Here is a 19,245-nt window from a genome sequence, read left to right as displayed (position 1 = left end):
CCCTCTCTCACCCGCACGGCCCGCCTCCCGCGCGCGGCAGATCCGCTGCCGCCGCAGGATGAAGGCATGCCGAAGCCAGCCCGTCTGCGTACTGCTGCCCTGCTCGCCACCGCCGCCCTGTTGTCCGCCACCGTCTCGGGCTGCACCGACGACACTCCGAAGGACGAGGATCTGACGGCCCAGGAGCTGACGTGGAAGGCCTGCCCGGTCCCCTCGCCGCTGGAGGGCAGCAGCGAGTCCCCCTCGCCGCTGCCGGGCGGCGACGAATGGCAGTGCGCCACCATGAAGGCCCCCCTCGACTGGAGCGACCCCGAGGGCGACACGATCGGCATCGCGCTCATCCGCGCCCAGGCCAGCGGCCCGAAGGACAAGCGGATCGGCTCCCTCATCTTCAACTTCGGCGGCCCCGGAGGCTCGGGCGTGACCACGCTGCCCGCCTTCGGCGACCAGTACACCAAGCTGCGCACGCGCTACGACCTGGTGAGCTTCGACCCGCGCGGCGTCGGCCGCAGCGACCCCGTGGTGTGCAAGGACGACGAGCAGCTCGACGAGTTCTTCGAGACGGACGGCACGCCCGACGACGCCGCGGAGCGGACGGCGCTCGTCGACAACACCAAGTCGTTCAACGCCGCCTGCGAGGAGAGGTCCGGCAGGATCCTGCCCCACGTCCGCACGACGGACGCGGCCCGCGACATGGACCTGATGCGCCAGGTACTCGGCGACGACAAGCTGTACTACTTCGGCATCTCGTACGGCACGGAACTGGGCGGTGTCTACGCGCACCTGTTCCCGAAGCGGGTCGGCCGTGCCGTGTTCGACGCCGTCGTCGACCCCACCCTGACGCCCGAGGAGAGCTCGCTGGCCCAGGCCGGCGGGTTCCAGCTCGCGCTCGACAACTACGCGAAGGACTGCACGTCCAAGGTCGAGGAATGCCCGGTCGGCGACACCGAGCAGGACGTCAAGGACCGGATCGCGAAGCTGCTGAGGGACCTGGAGGCCAAGCCGATCCCCGGCATCTTCCCGCGCGACCTGACCCAGACGGCCGCCACGAACGGCATCGTGCAGGCGCTGTACTCCAAGGACTTCTGGGAGTACCTCACCGACGGGCTGCAGCAGGCGTACGAGGGCAACGGCCAGATCCTGATGTTCCTGTCCGACTCGCTGACCGGGCGCAACGAGGACGGCGAGTACAGCAATCTCGTGCCGGCCAACGTCGCCATCAACTGCTCCGACGACAAGCCCCGCTACACCGTGGCGGACGTCGAGGAGAACCTTCCGGAGTTCCGCAAGGAATCGCCGATGTTCGGCGACTATCTCGCATGGGGCCTGATCGGCTGCACCGACTGGGCCGTCCCGGGAGCCGCCGAGCACCCCGACGTGAGTGCCGCCGGGGCGGCGCCGATCGTGGTCATCGGCAACACCGGCGACCCGGCCACGCCGTACGAGGGCGCGCCCAGGATGGCCCAGGCACTGGGCAAGGGCGTGGGCGTGGAGCTGACGTACAAGGGCCAGGGGCACGGCGCCTACGACAGCGGCAACAGCTGCGTGACGGGCGCGGTGAACAGCTATCTGCTGGACGGCACCGTGCCGAAGGCGGGCACGGTCTGCACGTGACGCCTGCCGTCGGCCACTGCCTGCCGTCGACTACTGCCTGCCGTCGGCCCCGACTGCCGTTGTCGGTGGGCCTGCCTACTATGGCCTGAAGTCGTCCGTGGGGGCTGTCGAGGGGGAAGGAAGTGCCCATGCCGCGCTTCGTACGGTCAGCAGCGCTGGCCGCAGCAGCACTGCTGGTGGCCGGTTGCGGCGGCGCGGGAGGCGGCGGCGCGACGGAGGACTCCAAGCCGTCGACGGCAGCCTCTTCGCCAGCGGGCTCCAAGGGCCCGGACCTGCCCGCGTCCCTCACCTCGCAGAAGCTCGACTGGGGCCGCTGCAGGGGCACCGCGGACGCCCCCGCTCCCGGCGGCGACTGGCAGTGCGCGACCCTCAGGGTGCCGCTGGACTACGCGAAGCCGGACGGCGAGACCATCGACATCGCCCTCATCCGCGCCCGGTCCACCGGCGAGGGAAAGCGCATCGGCTCGCTGCTGTTCAACTTCGGCGGTCCGGGCGGTTCGGGCGTGGGGATGCTCCCGTCGTTCGCCGACCAGTACGGGACGCTGCGCGAGCGGTACGACCTGGTGAGCTTCGACCCGCGCGGGGTCGCCGCCAGCGAGGGCGTGCGCTGCCGCAGCGACAAGGAGATCCAGGCCGCCGAGTCGGTCGACCTCACGCCGGACTCGGCGGCCGAGGAGAAGGCGTATTTCAAGGACGCGGACGACTTCGGCGACGGCTGCGAGCGCGACGCGGGGAAGCTGCTGGCGCACGTCTCCACGGAGGAGGCCGCCCGCGACATGGACCTGATGCGCCAGGTCCTCGGCGACGACAAGCTGCACTACTTCGGCATCTCGTACGGCACCGAGCTGGGCGGTGTGTACGCACACCTGTTCCCGAAGAACACGGGCCGCCTCGTGCTCGACGCCGTGGTCGATCCCAGCGTCGGCGCGGTCGGCCATGCCGAGAACCAGACCCGGGGCTTCCAGCGGGCCCTCGACAACTACCTCAGGTCCACCGGCCAGGACCCGAAGCGGGGCACCCAGAGGATCGTGGATCTGCTCGAGCGGATAGACGCGAAGCCGCTGCCGACATCGACGGACCGTGAGCTCAACCAGTCCCTGGCGACCATAGGCATCACCGTGACCCTCTACAGCCGGTCGTACTGGCCGGCGCTGACCAGCGCCCTGAAGGCGGCGGAGGCGGGCGACGGCACGGAGCTGCTGGCGCTGGCCGACACCTACAACGAACGCGACCCGTCGGGGAACTACAGCACCCAGAGCCACTCCCAGCGCGCGATCTCCTGCCTCGACAGCAAGGACCGCCCGACGCCCGAGGAGGCCGAGCAGCGGCTGGCCGAGTTCCGGAAGATATCCCCGGTCTTCGGGGAGTTCCTGGGCTGGGACACCGCGGGCTGGTGCCACGACTGGCCGGTGCCGGGTCTGCACGACGACCCGGAGGTGAGTGCCCCGGGTTCCGCGCCGATCCTGGTCGTCGGCAACACGGGCGACCCGGCCACGCCGTACGAGGGCGCACGGAAGATGGCCGACGAGCTGGGCGACGGCGTCGGCGTGGAGCTCACCTGGAAGGGCGAGGGCCACGGGGCGTACGGAAGCGGAAGCGACTGCGTCGACACGACAGTCAACGACTACCTGCTGGACGGCACGGTGCCGAAGGACGGCAAGGTCTGCTCCTGACCTGCGTCTCCGGACCTGCGTCCGGGCCTCGCCCCGACCGGCGTGCCGAACCGCGGCGCACCCCGACCCCGCGTGCCGAACCGCGGCGCACCCCGACCCCGCGTGCCGAACCGCGGCGCGACTCGGCACGCGGAAGGGGCCCCGCTCGCAGCATGCGAGCAGGGCCCCTTGCGAAAGCGAGGCGCGCGATGGCCGGCAGGCTCGCGCGGCCGCCACGCGCGGCCTAGTACACCGGCTTCTCGGGCTCGATCTGGTTGACCCAGCCGATCACGCCGCCGCCGACGTGCACCGCGTCCGCGAAGCCCGCGGACTTCAGCACGGCGAGGACTTCCGCACTGCGGACACCCGTCTTGCAGTGCAGGACGATCTTCTTGTCCTGCGGGAGGTCCTGCAGGGCGTTGCCCATCAGGAACTCGTTCTTCGGGATCAGACGGGCGCCGGGGATGGAGACGATCTCGTACTCGTTCGGCTCGCGGACATCGATGATGTCGATGTTCTCGCCGTCGTCGATCCACTCCTTGAGCTGCTTCGGGGTGATCGTCGAACCGGCGGCCGCCTCCTGGGCCTCCTCGGACACGACGCCGCAGAAGGCCTCGTAGTCGATGAGCTCGGTGACGGTCGGGTTCTCACCGCAGACGGCGCAGTTCGGGTCCTTGCGGACCTTGACCTGGCGGTACTGCATCTCCAGGGCGTCGTAGATCATCAGGCGGCCGACGAGCGGCTCGCCGATGCCCGCGAGGAGCTTGATGGCCTCGTTGACCTGGATGGAGCCGATGGACGCGCACAGGACACCCAGCACGCCGCCCTCGGCGCAGGAGGGGACCATGCCCGGCGGCGGGGGCTCCGGGTAGAGGCAGCGGTAGCAGGGGCCGTGCTCGGACCAGAAGACGGACGCCTGGCCGTCGAAGCGGTAGATCGAACCCCAGACGTACGGCTTGTTCAGCAGCACGCACGCGTCGTTGACCAGGTAGCGGGTCGCGAAGTTGTCCGTGCCGTCGACGATCAGGTCGTACTGGCTGAAGATCTCCATCACGTTCTCGGCCTCGAGCCGCTCTTCGTGAAGGATCACGTTCACGTACGGGTTGATGCCCTTGACGGAGTCACGCGCGGACTCCGCCTTGGAGCGGCCGATGTCCGCCTGGCTGTGGATGATCTGGCGCTGCAGGTTCGACTCGTCGACCTCGTCGAACTCCACGATGCCGAGCGTGCCGACGCCGGCCGCGGCCAGGTACATCAGGGCCGGCGATCCGAGGCCGCCGGCGCCCACACACAGCACCTTGGCGTTCTTCAGCCGCTTCTGCCCGTCCATCCCGACGTCGGGGATGATCAGGTGGCGGGAGTACCTGCGGACCTCGTCTACGGTGAGCTCAGCAGCTGGCTCGACCAGGGGTGGCAGCGACACGGGGACTCCGTTGGTCGGTATTACGGAAGGTTGTTCTGCGTGTAACACTGCCACGCCCTTCTTCATTCCGAGACACGTGGTCCGAGCATCGAGACGATTGCGTCCCAGTAGCCGGGCATGCCCGCCCAGGGGTCGGCGGAGCCCGCGCGGGGAGTGCGGTCGGTGAAGTAGATGGTGGATGCGCCCTGCCAGCGAGCGATCCGCAGTGCCTCCTCGAGGTGGCCGCGGGGCACGCCGTGCACCAGGTGGCAGAAGCGTTCGGGCGGATGGTCGGCGGTCCACTCGGCCACCTGCGACCAACGGTAGTCGCTCCACGGTCCGGTGAAGGTGACCAGCTGGTCGGCGACTTCGGCGTAGCCCGGGTAGGGGTGCGTGCCGTGGCCGAACACGATGTGGGGGTCGGCGACCAGGCCGCGGAGGGTGGCGACCGTCCGCCGTATCTCCGGCAGCGCGGCGTGCTCGGTCGGGCAGTGGTCGATGAAGAAGCCGTCGACCTGGTACCAGTCGAGGTAGCGGTGCGCGTCGGAGACGAGCTCGCCGAAGGAGCGGGCGCCGTACCGCGCGTCCAGGTGACCCAGAACACGTCCGGCGCCCGCAGGACGGCCCCCGCCCCGCGCGGCATCGCGCGCCTGCGCCCGCGCCGTGTTCCGCACCCGGCCCACGGCCTCCAGGCAGTGGGGGTCCGGCCATACGCCCGGGCCGCCCGCGACATTCAGGACGACCCAGTCCAGAGGGGTGCCCGCACGGGAGAGTTCGGCCCATTCCACCGGGGCGACGAGGGGGTGGGCGTAGCCGGGGACGCCGAACCCGATGCGTACGCCCGTGCTCGCGGTACCCGCGGCAGGGCTGGTCAGATGCGGCATGCCGCCTCCATCCAGATGTCGGCGAGGGACTCCTCGAGGTTGATCCGGGGCCGCCAGCCGAGCCGGTCGCGCGCCGTGCGCACATCGGCCTGCTGCCAGCTGCCGCAGCCGTCCGGATAGGGGAACGCGGCGGGGGCCGGGGCCGGGTGGTCGGAGTCGGGGCGGGGGTGCCCGAGGACCGGTCGCACCGGACCCGGGGGCGAGTCGAGCTCGTGCAGCGCGCCGCCGTAACCGGCCACCCGCGCGAGGACCGCGGCGGCGTCCCGGAGCCGCACGGCACGCCCCGAGCCGATGTTGACAACGCCCTGCGCGGCGGACAGCGAGGCAGCGTGCACGGCGCGCGCCACGTCGCGTACGTCGACGAAGTCGCGTTGTACGCCGAGTCCGCCGAGCTTGAGCTCGCCGTCGCCGGCCTGCATGGCGCGCCGCATGGCCTCGGCGAGCCGGCCGAGCGGGGATCCGGCGGGCGTGCCGGGCCCGGCGGGCGAGAACACGCGCAGCACCACCGCGTCGAGCCCCGACCCGAGGACCAGCTCGGTCGCGGCGAGCTTGCTGACGCCGTACGGGCCGCCCGGGCGCGGCACGGCGTCCTCGGCGGTGGAGGATCCGGGCTGGCTCGGCCCGTACTCGGCTGCGCAGCCGATCTGCACGAGCCGCGCCGCGCAGCCGCTGCGGCGCATGGCCTCGCAGACGGTGGCGACGGCGACGGTGTTGTGCCGGGTCAGTTCCCGGGCGCCGCCTCTGGTGGTGCCTGCGCAGTTGATGACGACCCCGGGGTGCACGGCGTCCAGGAACCGGGTGAGCGCGCCGGGGCTGCCGCTGGCGAGGTCGAACCGCACGTCTGCGTCGTCGCCGCGGCCGAGGGTGGTGAGCTGGACGGCCGGGTCGGCGACCAGCCGGTCGGCGACGAACCGTCCGAGGTATCCGTTGGCTCCGATCAGCAACACCCTCATCGGGCCGCTCCTGGGACGGACTCTCCGGGGAGAGTGGTGGTCATCTGGTGTTCTCCTTCGGGGTCTTGCCGTGGGTCAAGGGCGGGTTCCGCGCGGTGCGGACACCGCGGGCGGAAAGGAAGGCGAGGGGGCGGCGGGTGCCCTGCGCCGCGAGAGGCCACCGGCGGAACGGCGGCGCTGCGGGCGCGGGTGCATCCGACGGTGACGGTGCGGCCTCCGGCGCTGCGCAGAGCGGGCTCCGCAGCGGGCTCGATCCCGCGGGCCGCAGCGGGCCTGGCGCGGAGGCCGGGCACCGGGCCGGTCGACGGCCTCGCGGTGCGCAGGGCCCTCGCGCGCTGCCGAGGGCACGAGGGCGACGGGTGCCCCGCGCCGCGAGGCCACCGGCGGAACGGCGGCGCTGCGGGCGCGGGTGCGTCCGGCGGTGACGGTGCGGCCTCCGGCGCTGCGCAGAGCGGGCTCGGCAGCGGGCTTGATCGCGCGCGGGCGGCTCATGACGCGTCCTCGGGGGTCGCATGGGCGGAAGCGCACGCCAGCCTGCGGACCGCGTGGACCAGCAGGACCAGAGCCGCGGCCCCGCACGCGGCGGCCGGGACCAGGCCGGGCCCTCCCGCGTCGACGGCGGCCTCGACGGGCACGGCCAGGACCGAGAAGCCGGGGAGGCGCCCCGCGAACGCCGACGCCAGGGCCAGCATCTCCGCGCCCGCAGCCGCGCCGAGCACGGCAGCCTGAACGTGGCCGGCGCCATGCGCGGCGAGGAGGCGCCCGAGCAGCAGCAGCGCCCCTAGGGCACCGGCTCCCGCGTATGCGGCGTCCTCGCCGAGAACCGCCCCCGACAGCCCGAGCAGAATGGCCAGGACAGTCAGGAACATGGCGAAGACGCCGAGCAGCAGGGGCCGTACGGCCGCGCGGAGCTCGGCCAGGCCCCGGCTGACAGCCAGTCTGCTCCGGGCCTTGGTAGCGAAGAGATACGCGCACCAGGCGGCGGGCGCCACGGCGAGCGCGAGGCCGAGGGCGGGCGCCGTCGCAAGCGGCCACGGCCCGTCGGGCCCGCCCGCGAGGGCGGCCGCCAGCAGCCCATCGCCGCACACGGCGTAGAGGATGAGCCAGCCCGTCCACGCGCGCGTGGCGGTTCCCGTACGTCCCGGGGTGTGCAGTGGTCCATGGCGGAGTGCGACGCACAGGGCGGCCGTGACGGCGATGGCGCCGAAGATGCCGGCAACCAGCCGGAGATTGCCGCCGAGGGCGTGCATTCCGGCGACCGCGAGGCCGCACACGGCGCCGGGCAGCAGCGCCGTCGCGACCCACGCGGCGCGCGGCTCGGGGGTGCCACGCGTCTCGGGCGGCTCGGCGGGCTCGCCGGCGCGGGGCACGCGCGCGTACATCTCCTCGGCGAGCGAGAAGACGTCCCTGTGCCGGAATCGTGCGGCCGTCCGGTCGGTCACGCCGTGTGCCTCGAGCCCGGCGGCGATCTCCAGCGGGTCAATGGCGCGCTCGCAGAGCTCGCGGTGCTGGTGCATCAGCCCCTTGACGGGATCGACGGCCCGGCGCCGGGCGCCATCGGGCCGCCGCTCGCGCCGGTCCTGACGTCCGTCGCGCTGGGTTGCGCGGACCTCGGTACGGGCGCTGACTTCGACCGACGAGCCCGAGCCGCCCGCCTCGTCGACGACCTCCCGCGCATCTTCCGTGCCCTGCGTCCTGGCCTCTTCCGTGCCCTGCGTCCTCACAGTGCCCCCTCCCCCGGGACGAAGGCGGCCCTGGCGCCGGCAGCGGACCCGGCCCCGGCGCCGGCCCCTGCCTTCGTCGGCGTCACCCAGCGCGGCGCCGTCCGTGCGGACGCCGGCTCCACGGCCCGTCGTTCTCCGGACCGCCCCGTCGTGGTCTCGGACGCCGCCGTCCAGGTGCCCGGCACATGGGCCTCGGGCGGCACGCCGAAGGGCAGTGGTTCTCCGGTGTCGTCCACGGCCTCACGGCGTACGGGGCAGTGGGAGACGATCTCCAGATAGAGGGAGCCGAACGCCGCGATGTTCTGCTCGACCGTGAACAGTTCGAGCGCCCGCGCACGCGCCGCCGCACCCAGCCGCGCGCGTCGCTCGGGATCACGGAGCAGCGCGAGGCACGCCTCGGCGAGCGCGCGCGGATTGCGCGGTGGTACGACGAGCCCGGTGCCGCCGATGACCTCGACAACGGCGCCGACGTCGGTGGACACGGTGGCGCGCCCGCAGAACATCGCCTCGACGAGGCCGATCGGGAAGCCCTCCACGACACTCGACAGCACGACAACGCTCCCCGCCGCGTACGCCTCCGCGAGATCCGGCACCTCGGGCGCGCCCAGCTCCTCGAACGACACCGGGTTGTCGCCGACCGCGTGCACGCCCTCCGCCTCGTCCGGGAAGAGCTGCGCGGCCAGGGCGCGGCACTGTGCGAGATACGTGGCGGCCTCCGCGCCGTCGGCGGGCGCGCCGACGATCCGGAGCCGTGCCTTCGGCTCGTCCTTGCGGATCTCGGCGAACGCGTGCAGCAGCGAGACCAGATCCTTGCCGGGCTCGATGCGGCCGACCCACACGAGCGTGCCGGGATCGGCGCACTCGGTGCTCTCGCCAACCTCCGCGAACTGGGACGCCTCCATGCCGGGGTAGACGGTGCGCAGTTTGGCGCGGTCGGCGCCGCACCGCTCCTGCCAGCGCCGGGCGTGCGTGTTGCCGGGCGTGATGAGCGTGGCCTTCCGGTAGACCTCGGCCGCGAGCCGCCCGTGGAACGCGGCGAGCAGCGTGCGCACCGGCGCACTCGGGTACTCCTCGGCGGCCGCGAGGTAGTTCGCCCGCAGCTGCACGCCGTACTCGGTGACGAGCAGGGGCACCCCGGCGAACTCCTTGGCCAGCAGTCCGGCCAGGGCGGCCGCGCCGCCGGACGTGGCGTGGCACAGGTCGACCGAGCCGAGCCCGTCGTCCTCGTACCAGTCGAGGGAGAGCGGGCGCAGTGCGCGTTCCAGGTACGCGGTGACGGCGAGCAGGTCGGGCACCCGGGCGAGTTGCGCGGCGCGTGGTGCGCCGGGCGCCCGGCAGGCGCGCTCGAGGGCCTGCACCGCCGTCTCGGAGCGCAGAGCGGTGGCCAGTCCGCCCTCGTCTCGGGCCAGTTCGGCGAGTCCGTACAGCGCACTGCAGAAACGGTCCTCCTCGGCACCGACGCACATGTCGGCACCCTCGGACGCGTCCACGGATCCGCGCCCCGAACGCGGCGCCGGAACCTTGGGGGTCCCGTCAGCAGACCCGTCAGCCGACACCCCGGCCCCGCCGTGACCACGCGCGCCCCGTGCGCCCTGTGCGCCCCCCGCGCTCCCCACGCCACCCGCACGTGCGCCCGCGGCGCCGGCCCCGCCCGCACACAGCGCCGCCGCCAATTCTCCGTAAGCCTCGGCGAACCGCCGCCGCGCGCGCCGCCCGTACGCCACGCCTTCGCCGTCCGCGGACCACAGCGACGCCGTCCGCACCCGGTTGACCTGCGGTGGCAGCGCGATCCAGCCTTCGTCCTCCTGCTGCCGGCTGCGGCTGAACGCGTAGACGTCGAATTCGTGCTGCCCGAGCCCGCGCACGAGCCGGTCGCACCAGAGCCTGGCATCACCGCTCATGTACGGATAGCCACCCTCCGTAAGTAGTCCGATGCGCACGAGTACACCCCCGATCTCCCGTAGGCGGCCGCCGTCGGCCGGGCGGCCCGCAGCAGGACGAACGTATGCGGACATGCCGGTGGCGCGATGGACGGTTGTCCATCGCGCCACCAAAAGGGGTGAACGGACGTAACTTTCCCGCACGGGGCGCGTTTCGTCGCGCTAGGAGATCATGCGGTTACACGTCGTCATACGATGGCCAATTCCCGCCGCGTGGGAGGCCGTTGCACCACACATCGCGGGCCGGCAGAGGAACATGCCGTGACGGTCATCTCCCGCTGCACATCCGCCGTCTCCTCGGACGGTTCAACTGCTGGGGTAGGGCCATGGGTTGGGCCTGCAGGTGATTCCGCCGTACGTCAGGAACTTCGTCTGCTGCTGCATGACCGGTGCGAGCGTCCCGTTCCTGCTGCAGGTCACGTGGTTGAAGCCGAGGCGGTGGCCGACCTCGTGGTTGATGAGCATCTGCCGGTAGGCGTAGATGCGGTCGCCGTAGGTCTTCGCGCCCTGCGCCCAGCGGTAGGCGTTGATCATGACGCGATCCGTGGCGGCCGAGTCGCAGGACACGTTGTCGACGGTCGTGTCCAGTCCGGACTTGGCGCACCAGACCCCTGTCGTGCCGGGGCTCGCCAGCGTGATGACGAAGTCGGCCTTGCCCGATGAGACGCGCTCGAAGGTACGGCCGCCGTTGTGGGCCCAACTCCGGTCGTCGTTCAGGGTCTTCTGCACGGCCTCCGCGAAGAGTTCGCCGTCCAGGCCGAGGCCCTGCTCGACGTCCACGCGGTACCGGAACAGCTGACCCTTTCCGGGCGCCTTGTCGAATCCGGGGACGACCTCGAACTTACCCGAGCCCTTCAGCTGCGGATCGAGGGCGTACTTCTTGCTCATCTTCTGGGCGTACGTCGTCAGCTGGACCGCGGTGGCCGTCTCGGACGGCGTGGCCCGGCCGTCGGAGCGGGAGGCCTGGGCGTCGGTGTTCCGGTCGGCCTCAGCGGCCTGCGTCTGCGTGTCGGCGCTGTCGTGGCCGCCGGCCACCTGTCCGGCGACGACCACGGCGAGGACGGTCGTGACGGCGGCGGCCGCGACACCGGTCAGGGCACGGCTCTTGCCGCTCTTGGTCTCCTTGGCGCGCTTCGGTCCGTCGAAGCCGTCGGGGTCCTCCGGTTCGCCTGGCGGGGCCGTCGCCGGCTCATCGCCGCCGCCGGGCGTGCGCCGCTCGGTGACGGGCGTGTAGGGGCCGACGGGCACCGTCGGACCGGCCGCCGGATCTGCTATGGGGGCGTTGCGCGGGGCGAACACGTCCACGTCGTCGAACGCGTCGAGGTACTCCTGGCGCGGCCCCGGGATCCGGGGCCCGGCAGACGCCACCGGACCGGCGTACGCACCGCCCGCCCTCGGGGCACCACCACCGGCCCCCGCCTCCTGGGGGTGCCCACCGCGCACGTGCGGTACGCCGTGGGCGGGCGTGCCGTCGGCTATCCGGGGCACCCCGCGCGCCGGCGTGCCGTCCCACATCCGCGGAACGCCGTGGGCCGGCGTCCCCTCAGGGGGCCTAGGCCCACCATGCGCGGGCGTACCGTCATGCGGCCGTGGGACCCCATGGTGCGGGGTCCCACCGGGCGCCCTGTGAGCGCCTTGAGCCCGTATCCCATCGGGCACTCCCCGAACCCCCTGGCCGGGAGCGCCGTTCGGAAGCCGAGGCCCCCCATGGACCGGAGTCCCATCAGGCATACGCGGCACACCGCGAGCCGGCGTGCCGTCAGGCATACGCGGGACCCCACGAGCCGGAGTCCCGTCCCACATCCTGGGACCACCTCCGGCCGGAGTCCCGTCAGGCACCCGCGGAGCCCCACGAGCCGGAGTGCCATCCGGCACCCGGGGAAACCCATGGGCCGACGTGCCGTCATGCAGGCCTGGGACGCCATGGGCGGCGGTCGTGCCGTCGGCTATCCGGGGCACACCATGCGCCGGCGTGCCCTCAGGCACCCGAGGAACCCCACGAGCCGGAGTCCCGTCCCACATCCGCGGAACACCACGCCCAGTGGTGCCGTCGTCCGTCCGCGGGGCGGTACCCCCAGGGGTGCCGTCCCGGGGCGTTCTCGGAAGTCCCTGTGCGGGCGTTCCGTCCCATATCGGCGGAACGCCCTGGGCCGGAGTCCCCTCCGGCCAGGGTGCCGGGGCCTGCCCCGGCACCTGCGTCCGCTGCGGCACGGTCGGGTACGCCGGGCCGGGAGCCGACGAGGGAGCCGTGCGGGTCTGCGGCCCCGTCTCCGGCGGCGCGGCGACGCCTGCCCGGAGGTCTGCTGTCCGTGGCTCGGCGGTGCCGCCGGTCTCGGCCGGGCCGCGGCGGTTGTCCACCGGACCCCGGCGGCTATGACGTCCCACGCGCCGTCTCAGCTCCCCGCGCTCACGTTGGCCCGCCCGTCCGTTTCCGCGAGCAGTTCCCGGAAGGCCTTCGCGACCGCCTCGGGGTACTCCATCATCGCGACGTGCCCGGCGTCCGGGAGGGTCAGCAGCCGGGAGTCGCGGAAGGCCCGCGCCGCCCGCTGCGCCATGCGGTACGCGACCAGCTGGTCGCGCCCGCCGTAGATGAGCTGGGTCGGCGCGAGCACACGCTCGGCCTGGCGCCACAGCCCGTGCTGGCCGCCCAGCGTGTAGGCGTTGACGATGCCGCGCGCCGAACGCGCCATGGCGTCCCAGAAGTAGGGGAGCTGGAGTCGGCGCTCCATCTCCTCCACCGCCGCCCGGAACCCCTCCTCCGAGACCTGCCCGGGGTCGCCGTAACAGAGCTCCATGACGCCGCGGACCCGCTGCTCCGCCGTCCAGTCCCGCGTCATCCGGGTGAACAACAGGCTGATCCCGGGCAGCGCGAGCAGGGCCGTCGGCACCGCGCCGCGCTGCACCCGGAGCTCCGGCAGGGCGGGCGAGATCAGCGTCAGCGTCCGCACCAGGTCGGGACGGACGGCGGCGACGCGCGTGGCGACGGCGCCGCCCAGCGAGTTCCCGAAGAGATGGACGGGCCCGCGCGCCTGCGCGTCGAGGTAGCGGATGACGGCGCGGGCGTGCCCGGTGACCGAGTAGTCGCCGTCGTCCGGCGGCGGGGAGTCCCCGAAGCCGGGCAGGTCGACGGCTTCGCTGTCCACGACGTCCTCGAGGAGCGGCATCAGGTCGGACCAGTTCTGCGAGGAGCCGCCCAGTCCGTGGACGTACAGCGCCGGCGGCAGTCCCTCGCGGGCCGGCGGCCGCGAGCGTACGTTCAGCGTGAGCCCCGAGAGAGCCACCGAGCGGAGCCGCTCGCCGGCCGCGACCCTGACAGCGCCCACTCTCGGTGTGACAGTGGCGGCGAGGGCAGGCGGCAGCTCGGTCGAAGACATGCGGCAATGTTACGAGACGATCACGCACCTGTTTGTGTGTTCGCCGTCACAGATCGCGTAGCGCTGAGATCGGGTGTTTCCTACGCTCTTAGGGAGAGCACTCGGACAACGAGCGCGCTCGCACCGCTCGGGAAGAGGACACATGACCGTCGACCCCACCGACCCCGAGACGTTCGAGGACGCCGCGGAACCCGTGCCCGAGATCGACGTCGAGGCTCCGGAGGCGGACGCCGCCGAGCAGCACGCGGATCTCGCGCCGGAACGCGACGACTCACTGCAGGGCTCGGACCCGGCCCAGGCCAACGAGGCGGACCGGGTGGAACAGGCACGCGTGGTCGCCCTCGACGAGGACGACTACCGATGACCGGTGCCCATGGACCGGTACCGGTACGGCCGTCGGACAGCCGCTGACAGACCCCCGGCGTCCGGTCCTCTGGGGATCTTGCCCCCGTCCGGCCGTTTATGTTCCGTTCCGACCCTGTCCGGTCCGTGAAATTCTGCACGCGCACCGCGCACACCAGGGTTACCGAAAAGTACGATGGCGGGCGCGGCGCACACCGCACTTGGACGATCTTGGGAGGCGGCGTGACAGCCATCGAGCAGACAGAGGCGGCACGCCCGCGGGGTACGCGCCTGCCGCGCCGTGCCCGACGGAACCAGCTGCTGGGCGCGGCACAGGAGGTCTTCGTCGCGCAGGGCTACCACGCGGCGGCGATGGACGACATCGCCGAGCGCGCGGGCGTCAGCAAGCCCGTCCTCTACCAGCACTTCCCCGGCAAGCTGGACCTGTATCTGGCGCTGCTGGACCAGCACTGCGAGTCCCTGCTGGAGTCGGTGCGCACCGCGCTCGCGTCGACGACCGACAACAAGCAGCGCGTTGCGGCCACGATGGACGCCTATTTCGCCTACGTCGAGGACGAGGGCGGCGCGTTCCGGCTCGTCTTCGAGTCCGATCTGACGAACGAGGCCGCGGTACGCGAGCGCGTGGACAGGGTCACGCTGCAGTGCGCGGAGGCGATCTCCGACGTCATCGCGGAGGACACCGGCTTGTCCAGGGGAGAGTCCATGCTCCTGGCGTCCGGCCTCGGTGGCCTGGCGCAGGTCGTCGCGCGGTACTGGCTGCACAGCGACCGCAGCGTGTCGCGCGACCAGGCGGTGCAGCTGCTGACCTCGCTGGCGTGGCGCGGCATCGCGGGTTTCCCGCTGCACGGCAGCGAGCACCACTGACGGCACCGCCCGCCGACCGCTCCTGACGGCGCCGCCGACCGGCCCGCGCTTTTGTTCCCGTCCGCTGTTCGCTACCGGCGTGCACGCCCGGCGGCTGACCTTCCCCTCACCGGGCTAATGTGTGCTGGTACGGCGCGGACGGCCGCGCACATCACTGACCGTCGGAGGGACATAGCCGTGGAGGTCAAGATCGGCGTGCAGTACGCGCCCCGCGAGATCGTTCTGGAGAGCGGTCAGACCGCCGAGGAGGTCGAGAAGGCGGTGTCCGAGGCGCTGTCCGGGAAGTCCCAGCTGCTGACCCTCGTGGACGACCACGGCCGCAAGGTCCTGGTGCCGGCCGACCGCCTCGCGTACGTGGAGATCGGCGAGCCGACCGCCCGCAGGGTCGGCTTCAGCGCCCTCTAGGCGCGAACAGGCGCGAACGCGACCAGTTCAGGGGTGCGGCCCGGCAGTCAACTGCCGGGCCGCACCCCTGTGTTGCGTGCACTGACCCCTGTGTCGCCTGCACTGAGGGCCGCTCGGTCATGTGCGCTGCAGACTCGTGGTGCGCACACTGCGGACGGAGTACGGATTCACCCGTGGGTGCAGCCGCGTGCGCGGCGGATATGCGACGACGCCTTCACGGTTGCGCCATATGTTCATCTCAGCGGAGGATTGCGTTCCGGACGCCCCGGGTAGGACGGGCTACGACCGACACGACATGGCTGCGCGGGAGGGAACCACAGATGGTGTTGGAAGCGCTCGGCTCCGCAGTCATCGGTCTTGCACTCGCCTGGGCGGCGACACGGCTCCTGCCGCACCGCCTCCCCGCCCGCACTCTCGTCCTGCCGACGGGTGTCGTGGCCGCGCTGTTCGGTGCGTTCGTCACGCACAGCGCCCTGGGCCCGGGCCACACGCCGCTCACGCTCCTCGGCGCACTGGCCGTCGCGGGGGCCCTGCTCTCCCTGTTGATCCGCCCGTCGGGACTGCGCCGATCAGCCACGGCCTAGGCCCTGTCGTCAAACTCCCGGGGCCCGCCCTTCGGGCGGACGACGGGAGTTTGACGACAGGGCCTAGGGACCGGCGCGGTAGCGACCGGTCCCTAGGCGCCGGAAACCGACTACGCCGCCAGCCCCAGCGCAGCCATCCGCTTCGTGTGCGCCTCGGTGATACGCGAGAACATCCGCCCGACCTCCGCGAGGTCGAACCCGTCCGCGACGCCGCCCACCAGCATCGTCGACAGCGCGTCGCGCTCCGCGACCACCCGCTGGGACTGCGAGAGGGCCTCGCCCATCAGCCGCCGCGCCCACAGCGCGAGCCGCCCGCCCACGCGCGGGTCGGCCTCGATGGCGGCGCGCACCTTCTCCACGGCGAAGGTCGCATGCCCGGTGTCGTCGAGGACGCCCAGCACCAGGGCACGCGTGTCAGAGTCCAGACGCGCGGCCACCTCGCGGTAGAAGTCGCTCGCGATCGAGTCGCCGACATAGGCCTTGACCAGGCCCTCCAGCCAGTCCGACGGCGCCGTCTGCTTGTGGAAGCCCTCGTACGCGGCCACGAACGGCTCCATCGCCCCGGTCGGCTCCTCGCCGATGGACGCGAGCCGGTCCCTGAGCTGCTCGAAGTGGTGGAACTCGGCCGATGCCATCTTCGCCAGCTCCGCCTTGTCGGCGAGCGTCGGCGCCAGCTTCGCGTCCTCCGCGAGCCGCTCGAAGGCCGCCAGCTCGCCGTACGCGAGGGCGCCGAGCAGGTCGACGACCGCGGCGCGGTACTGGGGGTCGGCGGAGGCCTGGGCCCAGTCCTGGGCTGCGATTCCGGTCGGCTCGGCGGCTGCGTCGGCGGCTTTGTCAGAGGCGTTGTCAGGCGTGGTCATGCAGCGCACAATAGTCCGCCTTCCGTCGCGCGGAAGTCCCTGGTCAATCACTGTGATGACGACTACGTGACGAATTCGGCCATCGAGTGTGCGCCGTTCCGGGGTATGGTGGTAATGCGCTCGTCGAGTTCATCGCCGCATCTTGACGGTAAACAGACGGGCTGCACGCATGAGGATGCCCGGTCGGTGGCCCGATCGGCTCCGACCCGACAGCCCTCCAAGCCGTACGCCAGAGTGCGTACGGCTTCCCATGGAGGGGCCCTCAGCGGTTCGAGCGCTAGAGCGTCGGCAGTGGTCCCGCGCCGTCCGCCCCGCGACACAAAGGCGGCCGGCGTCAGACGGCACGGTCACGACCCCCGCGTTCGCCTCGCACCGCACCACACAGAAGAGGCAACACCCTGACTACGCAGCGTACGACTTTCCGAGAGCTCGGAATCCTTCCCGAGACCGCCGAAGCCCTCGAGGCCGTCGGCATCATCAACCCCTTCCCCATCCAGGAGATGACGCTCCCTGTCGCGCTCTCCGGCACCGACGTCATCGGCCAGGCCAAGACCGGTACCGGCAAGACGCTGGGCTTCGGTCTCCCCCTCCTCGAGCGCGTCACCGTTCCGGCGGACGTCGAGGCCGGCCGGGCACAGCCCGAGCAGCTGACCGACGCCCCGCAGGCGCTCGTCGTCGTCCCCACCCGCGAGCTGTGCACGCAGGTCACCAACGACCTGCTTACCGCGGGCAAGGTCCGCAACGTCCGCGTCCTCGCGATCTACGGCGGCCGGGCCTACGAACCGCAGGTCGACGCCCTGAAGAAGGGCGTCGACGTCGTCGTCGGAACCCCGGGACGGCTCCTCGACCTCGCAGGCCAGAAGAAGCTCAACCTGGGCCACGTCAAGTGCCTGGTCCTCGACGAGGCCGACGAGATGCTCGACCTGGGCTTCCTGCCCGACGTCGAGAAGATCATCAACATGCTGCCGGCCCGCCGCCAGACGATGCTCTTCTCCGCGACCATGCCGGGCGCCGTCATCGGCCTCGCCCGCCGCTACATGTCGCAGCCCACGCACATCCGCGCCACCGCGCCGGACGACGAGGGCGCGACGGTCGCCAACATCTCGCAGCACGTGTACCGCGCGCACTCCATGGACAAGCCGGAGATGGTCGCGCGCATACTGCAGGCCGAAGGCCGTGGCCTCGCCATGATCTTCTGCCGTACGAAGCGGACGGCGGCCGACATCGCAGAGCAGCTCCAGCGCCGCGGGTTCGCCTCCGGCGCCGTGCACGGCGACCTCGGACAGGGCGCCCGCGAGCAGGCGCTGCGCGCCTTCCGCAACGGCAAGGTGGACGTGCTCGTCTGCACCGACGTCGCCGCCCGCGGCATCGACGTCGAGGGCGTCACGCACGTCATCAACTACCAGTCGCCGGAAGAAGAGAAAACGTACCTGCACCGCATCGGCCGCACGGGCCGCGCGGGCAACTCCGGTACGGCGATCACGCTGGTCGACTGGGACGACATCCCGCGCTGGCAGCTGATCAACAAGGCCCTTGACCTGCCTTTCAACGACCCGCCCGAGACGTACTCGACCTCGCCGCACCTCTTCGAGGAGCTGCGGATCCCCGAGGGTACGAAGGGTGTCCTCCCCCGCTCCGAGCGCACCCGCGCCGGGCTGGCGGCCGAGGAGATCGAGGACCTCGGCGAGACCGGCGGCCGCGGGGCGCGTGGGCGCGGAGGGCGCGGCGGCCGAGTCGCACAGTCCGCGGACCGCGAGCCCGAGCGGGAGCGGGAGCGGGAGCGCCCGGCACGTACGCCGCGGCGGCGCCGCCGTACGCGTGGCGGAGCAGCGGTGGACGGCGCTTCTGCCGGCACGGTCGATGCCACGGCTGCCGCGACTACCACGGCTGCGGAGGCGGCCGAGCCGTCCCTGACGGCTCCCGCTTCGGTTTCCGCGACCGAGTCTGAGCCGACGTCGGGTGTGGCGCGTACGCCGCGCCGTCGTCGCCGTACCCGCGGTGGTGTGAAGGCCGAGGCGTCGGCTGCCGCGGTCGGTGTCGACGCGGCGGATTCCCCGGTCACGCCGCTGCACGAGCAGACGGCGCCGGTTGTGGACACGACCGCTCCGGCCGAGTCCACTGCGTCGGATGCGACGGCGGCTACTGTCGCGCCGACGTCTGAGAGCACCGAGACGCCGCGGCGCCGCCGCACCCGCAAGGCCGCGGGCACGGCACCGGCGACCGCGACGGCGTCCGAGGCCGCCCCGGCGGCGGATGCGGTTGCGACGGTCGAGGCCGGAATCCCCGCCCAGGCGACGGACGAGCCCCAGCCGAAGTCGCGCCGTCGCACCCGCAAGGCGGCGGAAGCAGCGGTGACCACGACGGACGGCACGGCAACCGCCGAGGAGGCGGAGGCCAAGCCGAAGCGCCGCACCCGCAAGAGCGTCGCGGCCGCCGAAGCCACGGTGGCCACGGCCGAAGGCGCCACGGCTGCCGAGGCGAACGAGACCAAACCGAAGCGCCGCACCCGCAAGGCCGCGGAGGCAGCGGTCACCACGGCGGACGGCACGGCAACCGCCGAGGAGGCGGAGGCCAAACCGAAGCGCCGCACCCGCAAGGCCGCGGAGGCAGCGGTCACCACGGCGGA

14 protein-coding genes and 1 pseudogene are annotated in these 19,245 nt (G+C 72.3%); 7 read left to right on the top strand and 8 right to left on the bottom strand.

Translation table 11 applies throughout. The features are described from left to right. Positions 1-66 precede the first annotated feature (66 nt). On the top strand, positions 67-1,614 hold the full coding sequence (locus STSP_RS10655) for an alpha/beta hydrolase (RefSeq protein WP_067275257.1): 1,548 nt from the start codon (positions 67-69) through the stop codon (positions 1,612-1,614). A 128-nt stretch (positions 1,615-1,742) separates the two neighbouring features. Beyond that, a complete protein-coding gene (locus STSP_RS10650) occupies positions 1,743-3,287 on the top strand; it encodes an alpha/beta hydrolase (protein WP_067275256.1) in 1,545 nt (514 codons plus the stop codon). Between the two features lie 223 nt (positions 3,288-3,510). Here the strand turns inward: STSP_RS10650 and moeZ are convergent, their stop codons facing one another. From moeZ to STSP_RS10615, 7 genes are all read right to left on the bottom strand, one after another. Continuing rightward, positions 3,511-4,689: an adenylyltransferase/sulfurtransferase MoeZ gene (gene moeZ, locus STSP_RS10645; protein WP_067275253.1), complete on the bottom strand. Its 1,179-nt coding sequence runs from the start codon at positions 4,687-4,689 to the stop codon at positions 3,511-3,513. Between the two features lie 62 nt (positions 4,690-4,751). Continuing rightward, the gene (locus tag STSP_RS10640; protein WP_067275252.1) at positions 4,752-5,552 is read right to left on the bottom strand and encodes a spherulation-specific family 4 protein; all 801 of its coding nucleotides are present in this window, start codon (positions 5,550-5,552) and stop codon (positions 4,752-4,754) included. Further along, positions 5,540-6,505 (bottom strand): NAD-dependent epimerase/dehydratase family protein, encoded by a 966-nt coding sequence (locus STSP_RS10635; RefSeq protein ID WP_067275249.1) that lies wholly within the window; start codon positions 6,503-6,505, stop codon positions 5,540-5,542. The genes STSP_RS10640 and STSP_RS10635 overlap by 13 nt, the downstream gene beginning before the upstream one ends. A gap of 488 nt (positions 6,506-6,993) precedes the next feature. Next, entirely contained in the window at positions 6,994-8,229 is a 1,236-nt protein-coding gene (locus STSP_RS10630; protein WP_232789583.1) for a hypothetical protein, read from the bottom strand. Continuing rightward, a complete protein-coding gene (locus tag STSP_RS10625) occupies positions 8,226-10,169 on the bottom strand; it encodes a DUF3492 domain-containing protein (protein WP_078067057.1) in 1,944 nt (647 codons plus the stop codon). The genes STSP_RS10630 and STSP_RS10625 overlap by 4 nt, the downstream gene beginning before the upstream one ends. Before the next feature lie 306 nt (positions 10,170-10,475). Next, positions 10,476-11,972: a DUF3152 domain-containing protein gene (locus STSP_RS10620; protein WP_107441258.1), complete on the bottom strand. Its 1,497-nt coding sequence runs from the start codon at positions 11,970-11,972 to the stop codon at positions 10,476-10,478. 590 nt (positions 11,973-12,562) lie between these two features. Next, positions 12,563-13,543, bottom strand: a complete 981-nt coding sequence (locus STSP_RS10615; RefSeq protein ID WP_067275244.1) for an alpha/beta fold hydrolase — start codon at positions 13,541-13,543, stop codon at positions 12,563-12,565. Between the two features lie 142 nt (positions 13,544-13,685). Here STSP_RS10615 and STSP_RS10610 point away from each other — a divergent pair, with 142 nt between their 5' ends. From STSP_RS10610 to STSP_RS10595, 4 genes are all read left to right on the top strand, one after another. Continuing rightward, positions 13,686-13,907: a hypothetical protein gene (locus STSP_RS10610; RefSeq protein WP_067275240.1), complete on the top strand. Its 222-nt coding sequence runs from the start codon at positions 13,686-13,688 to the stop codon at positions 13,905-13,907. A gap of 221 nt (positions 13,908-14,128) precedes the next feature. Further along, positions 14,129-14,770: a TetR/AcrR family transcriptional regulator gene (locus STSP_RS10605; RefSeq protein ID WP_067275238.1), complete on the top strand. Its 642-nt coding sequence runs from the start codon at positions 14,129-14,131 to the stop codon at positions 14,768-14,770. A gap of 177 nt (positions 14,771-14,947) precedes the next feature. After that, positions 14,948-15,175: a DUF3107 domain-containing protein gene (locus tag STSP_RS10600; protein WP_067275236.1), complete on the top strand. Its 228-nt coding sequence runs from the start codon at positions 14,948-14,950 to the stop codon at positions 15,173-15,175. Between the two features lie 320 nt (positions 15,176-15,495). Then, complete coding sequence (locus tag STSP_RS10595) at positions 15,496-15,759, top strand: hypothetical protein (RefSeq protein ID WP_067275233.1); 264 nt, start codon at positions 15,496-15,498, stop codon at positions 15,757-15,759. A gap of 110 nt (positions 15,760-15,869) precedes the next feature. Here STSP_RS10595 and STSP_RS10590 read toward each other — a convergent pair whose 3' ends face one another. After that, entirely contained in the window at positions 15,870-16,619 is a 750-nt protein-coding gene (locus STSP_RS10590) for a ferritin-like fold-containing protein (RefSeq protein ID WP_067275231.1), read from the bottom strand. Positions 16,620-16,869: 250 nt separating this feature from the next. Between STSP_RS10590 and STSP_RS10585 the strand changes: the two are divergent. Then, positions 16,870-19,245 (top strand): annotated as a pseudogene (locus tag STSP_RS10585) (DEAD/DEAH box helicase); the annotation flags it as partial.

This window comes from Streptomyces jeddahensis, assembly GCF_001642995.1.
Classification (GTDB): domain Bacteria; phylum Actinomycetota; class Actinomycetes; order Streptomycetales; family Streptomycetaceae; genus Streptomyces; species Streptomyces jeddahensis.
The sequence above is the reverse complement of the archived record's forward strand: the minus strand, read 5'-3'. Positions and strand labels throughout refer to the sequence as shown.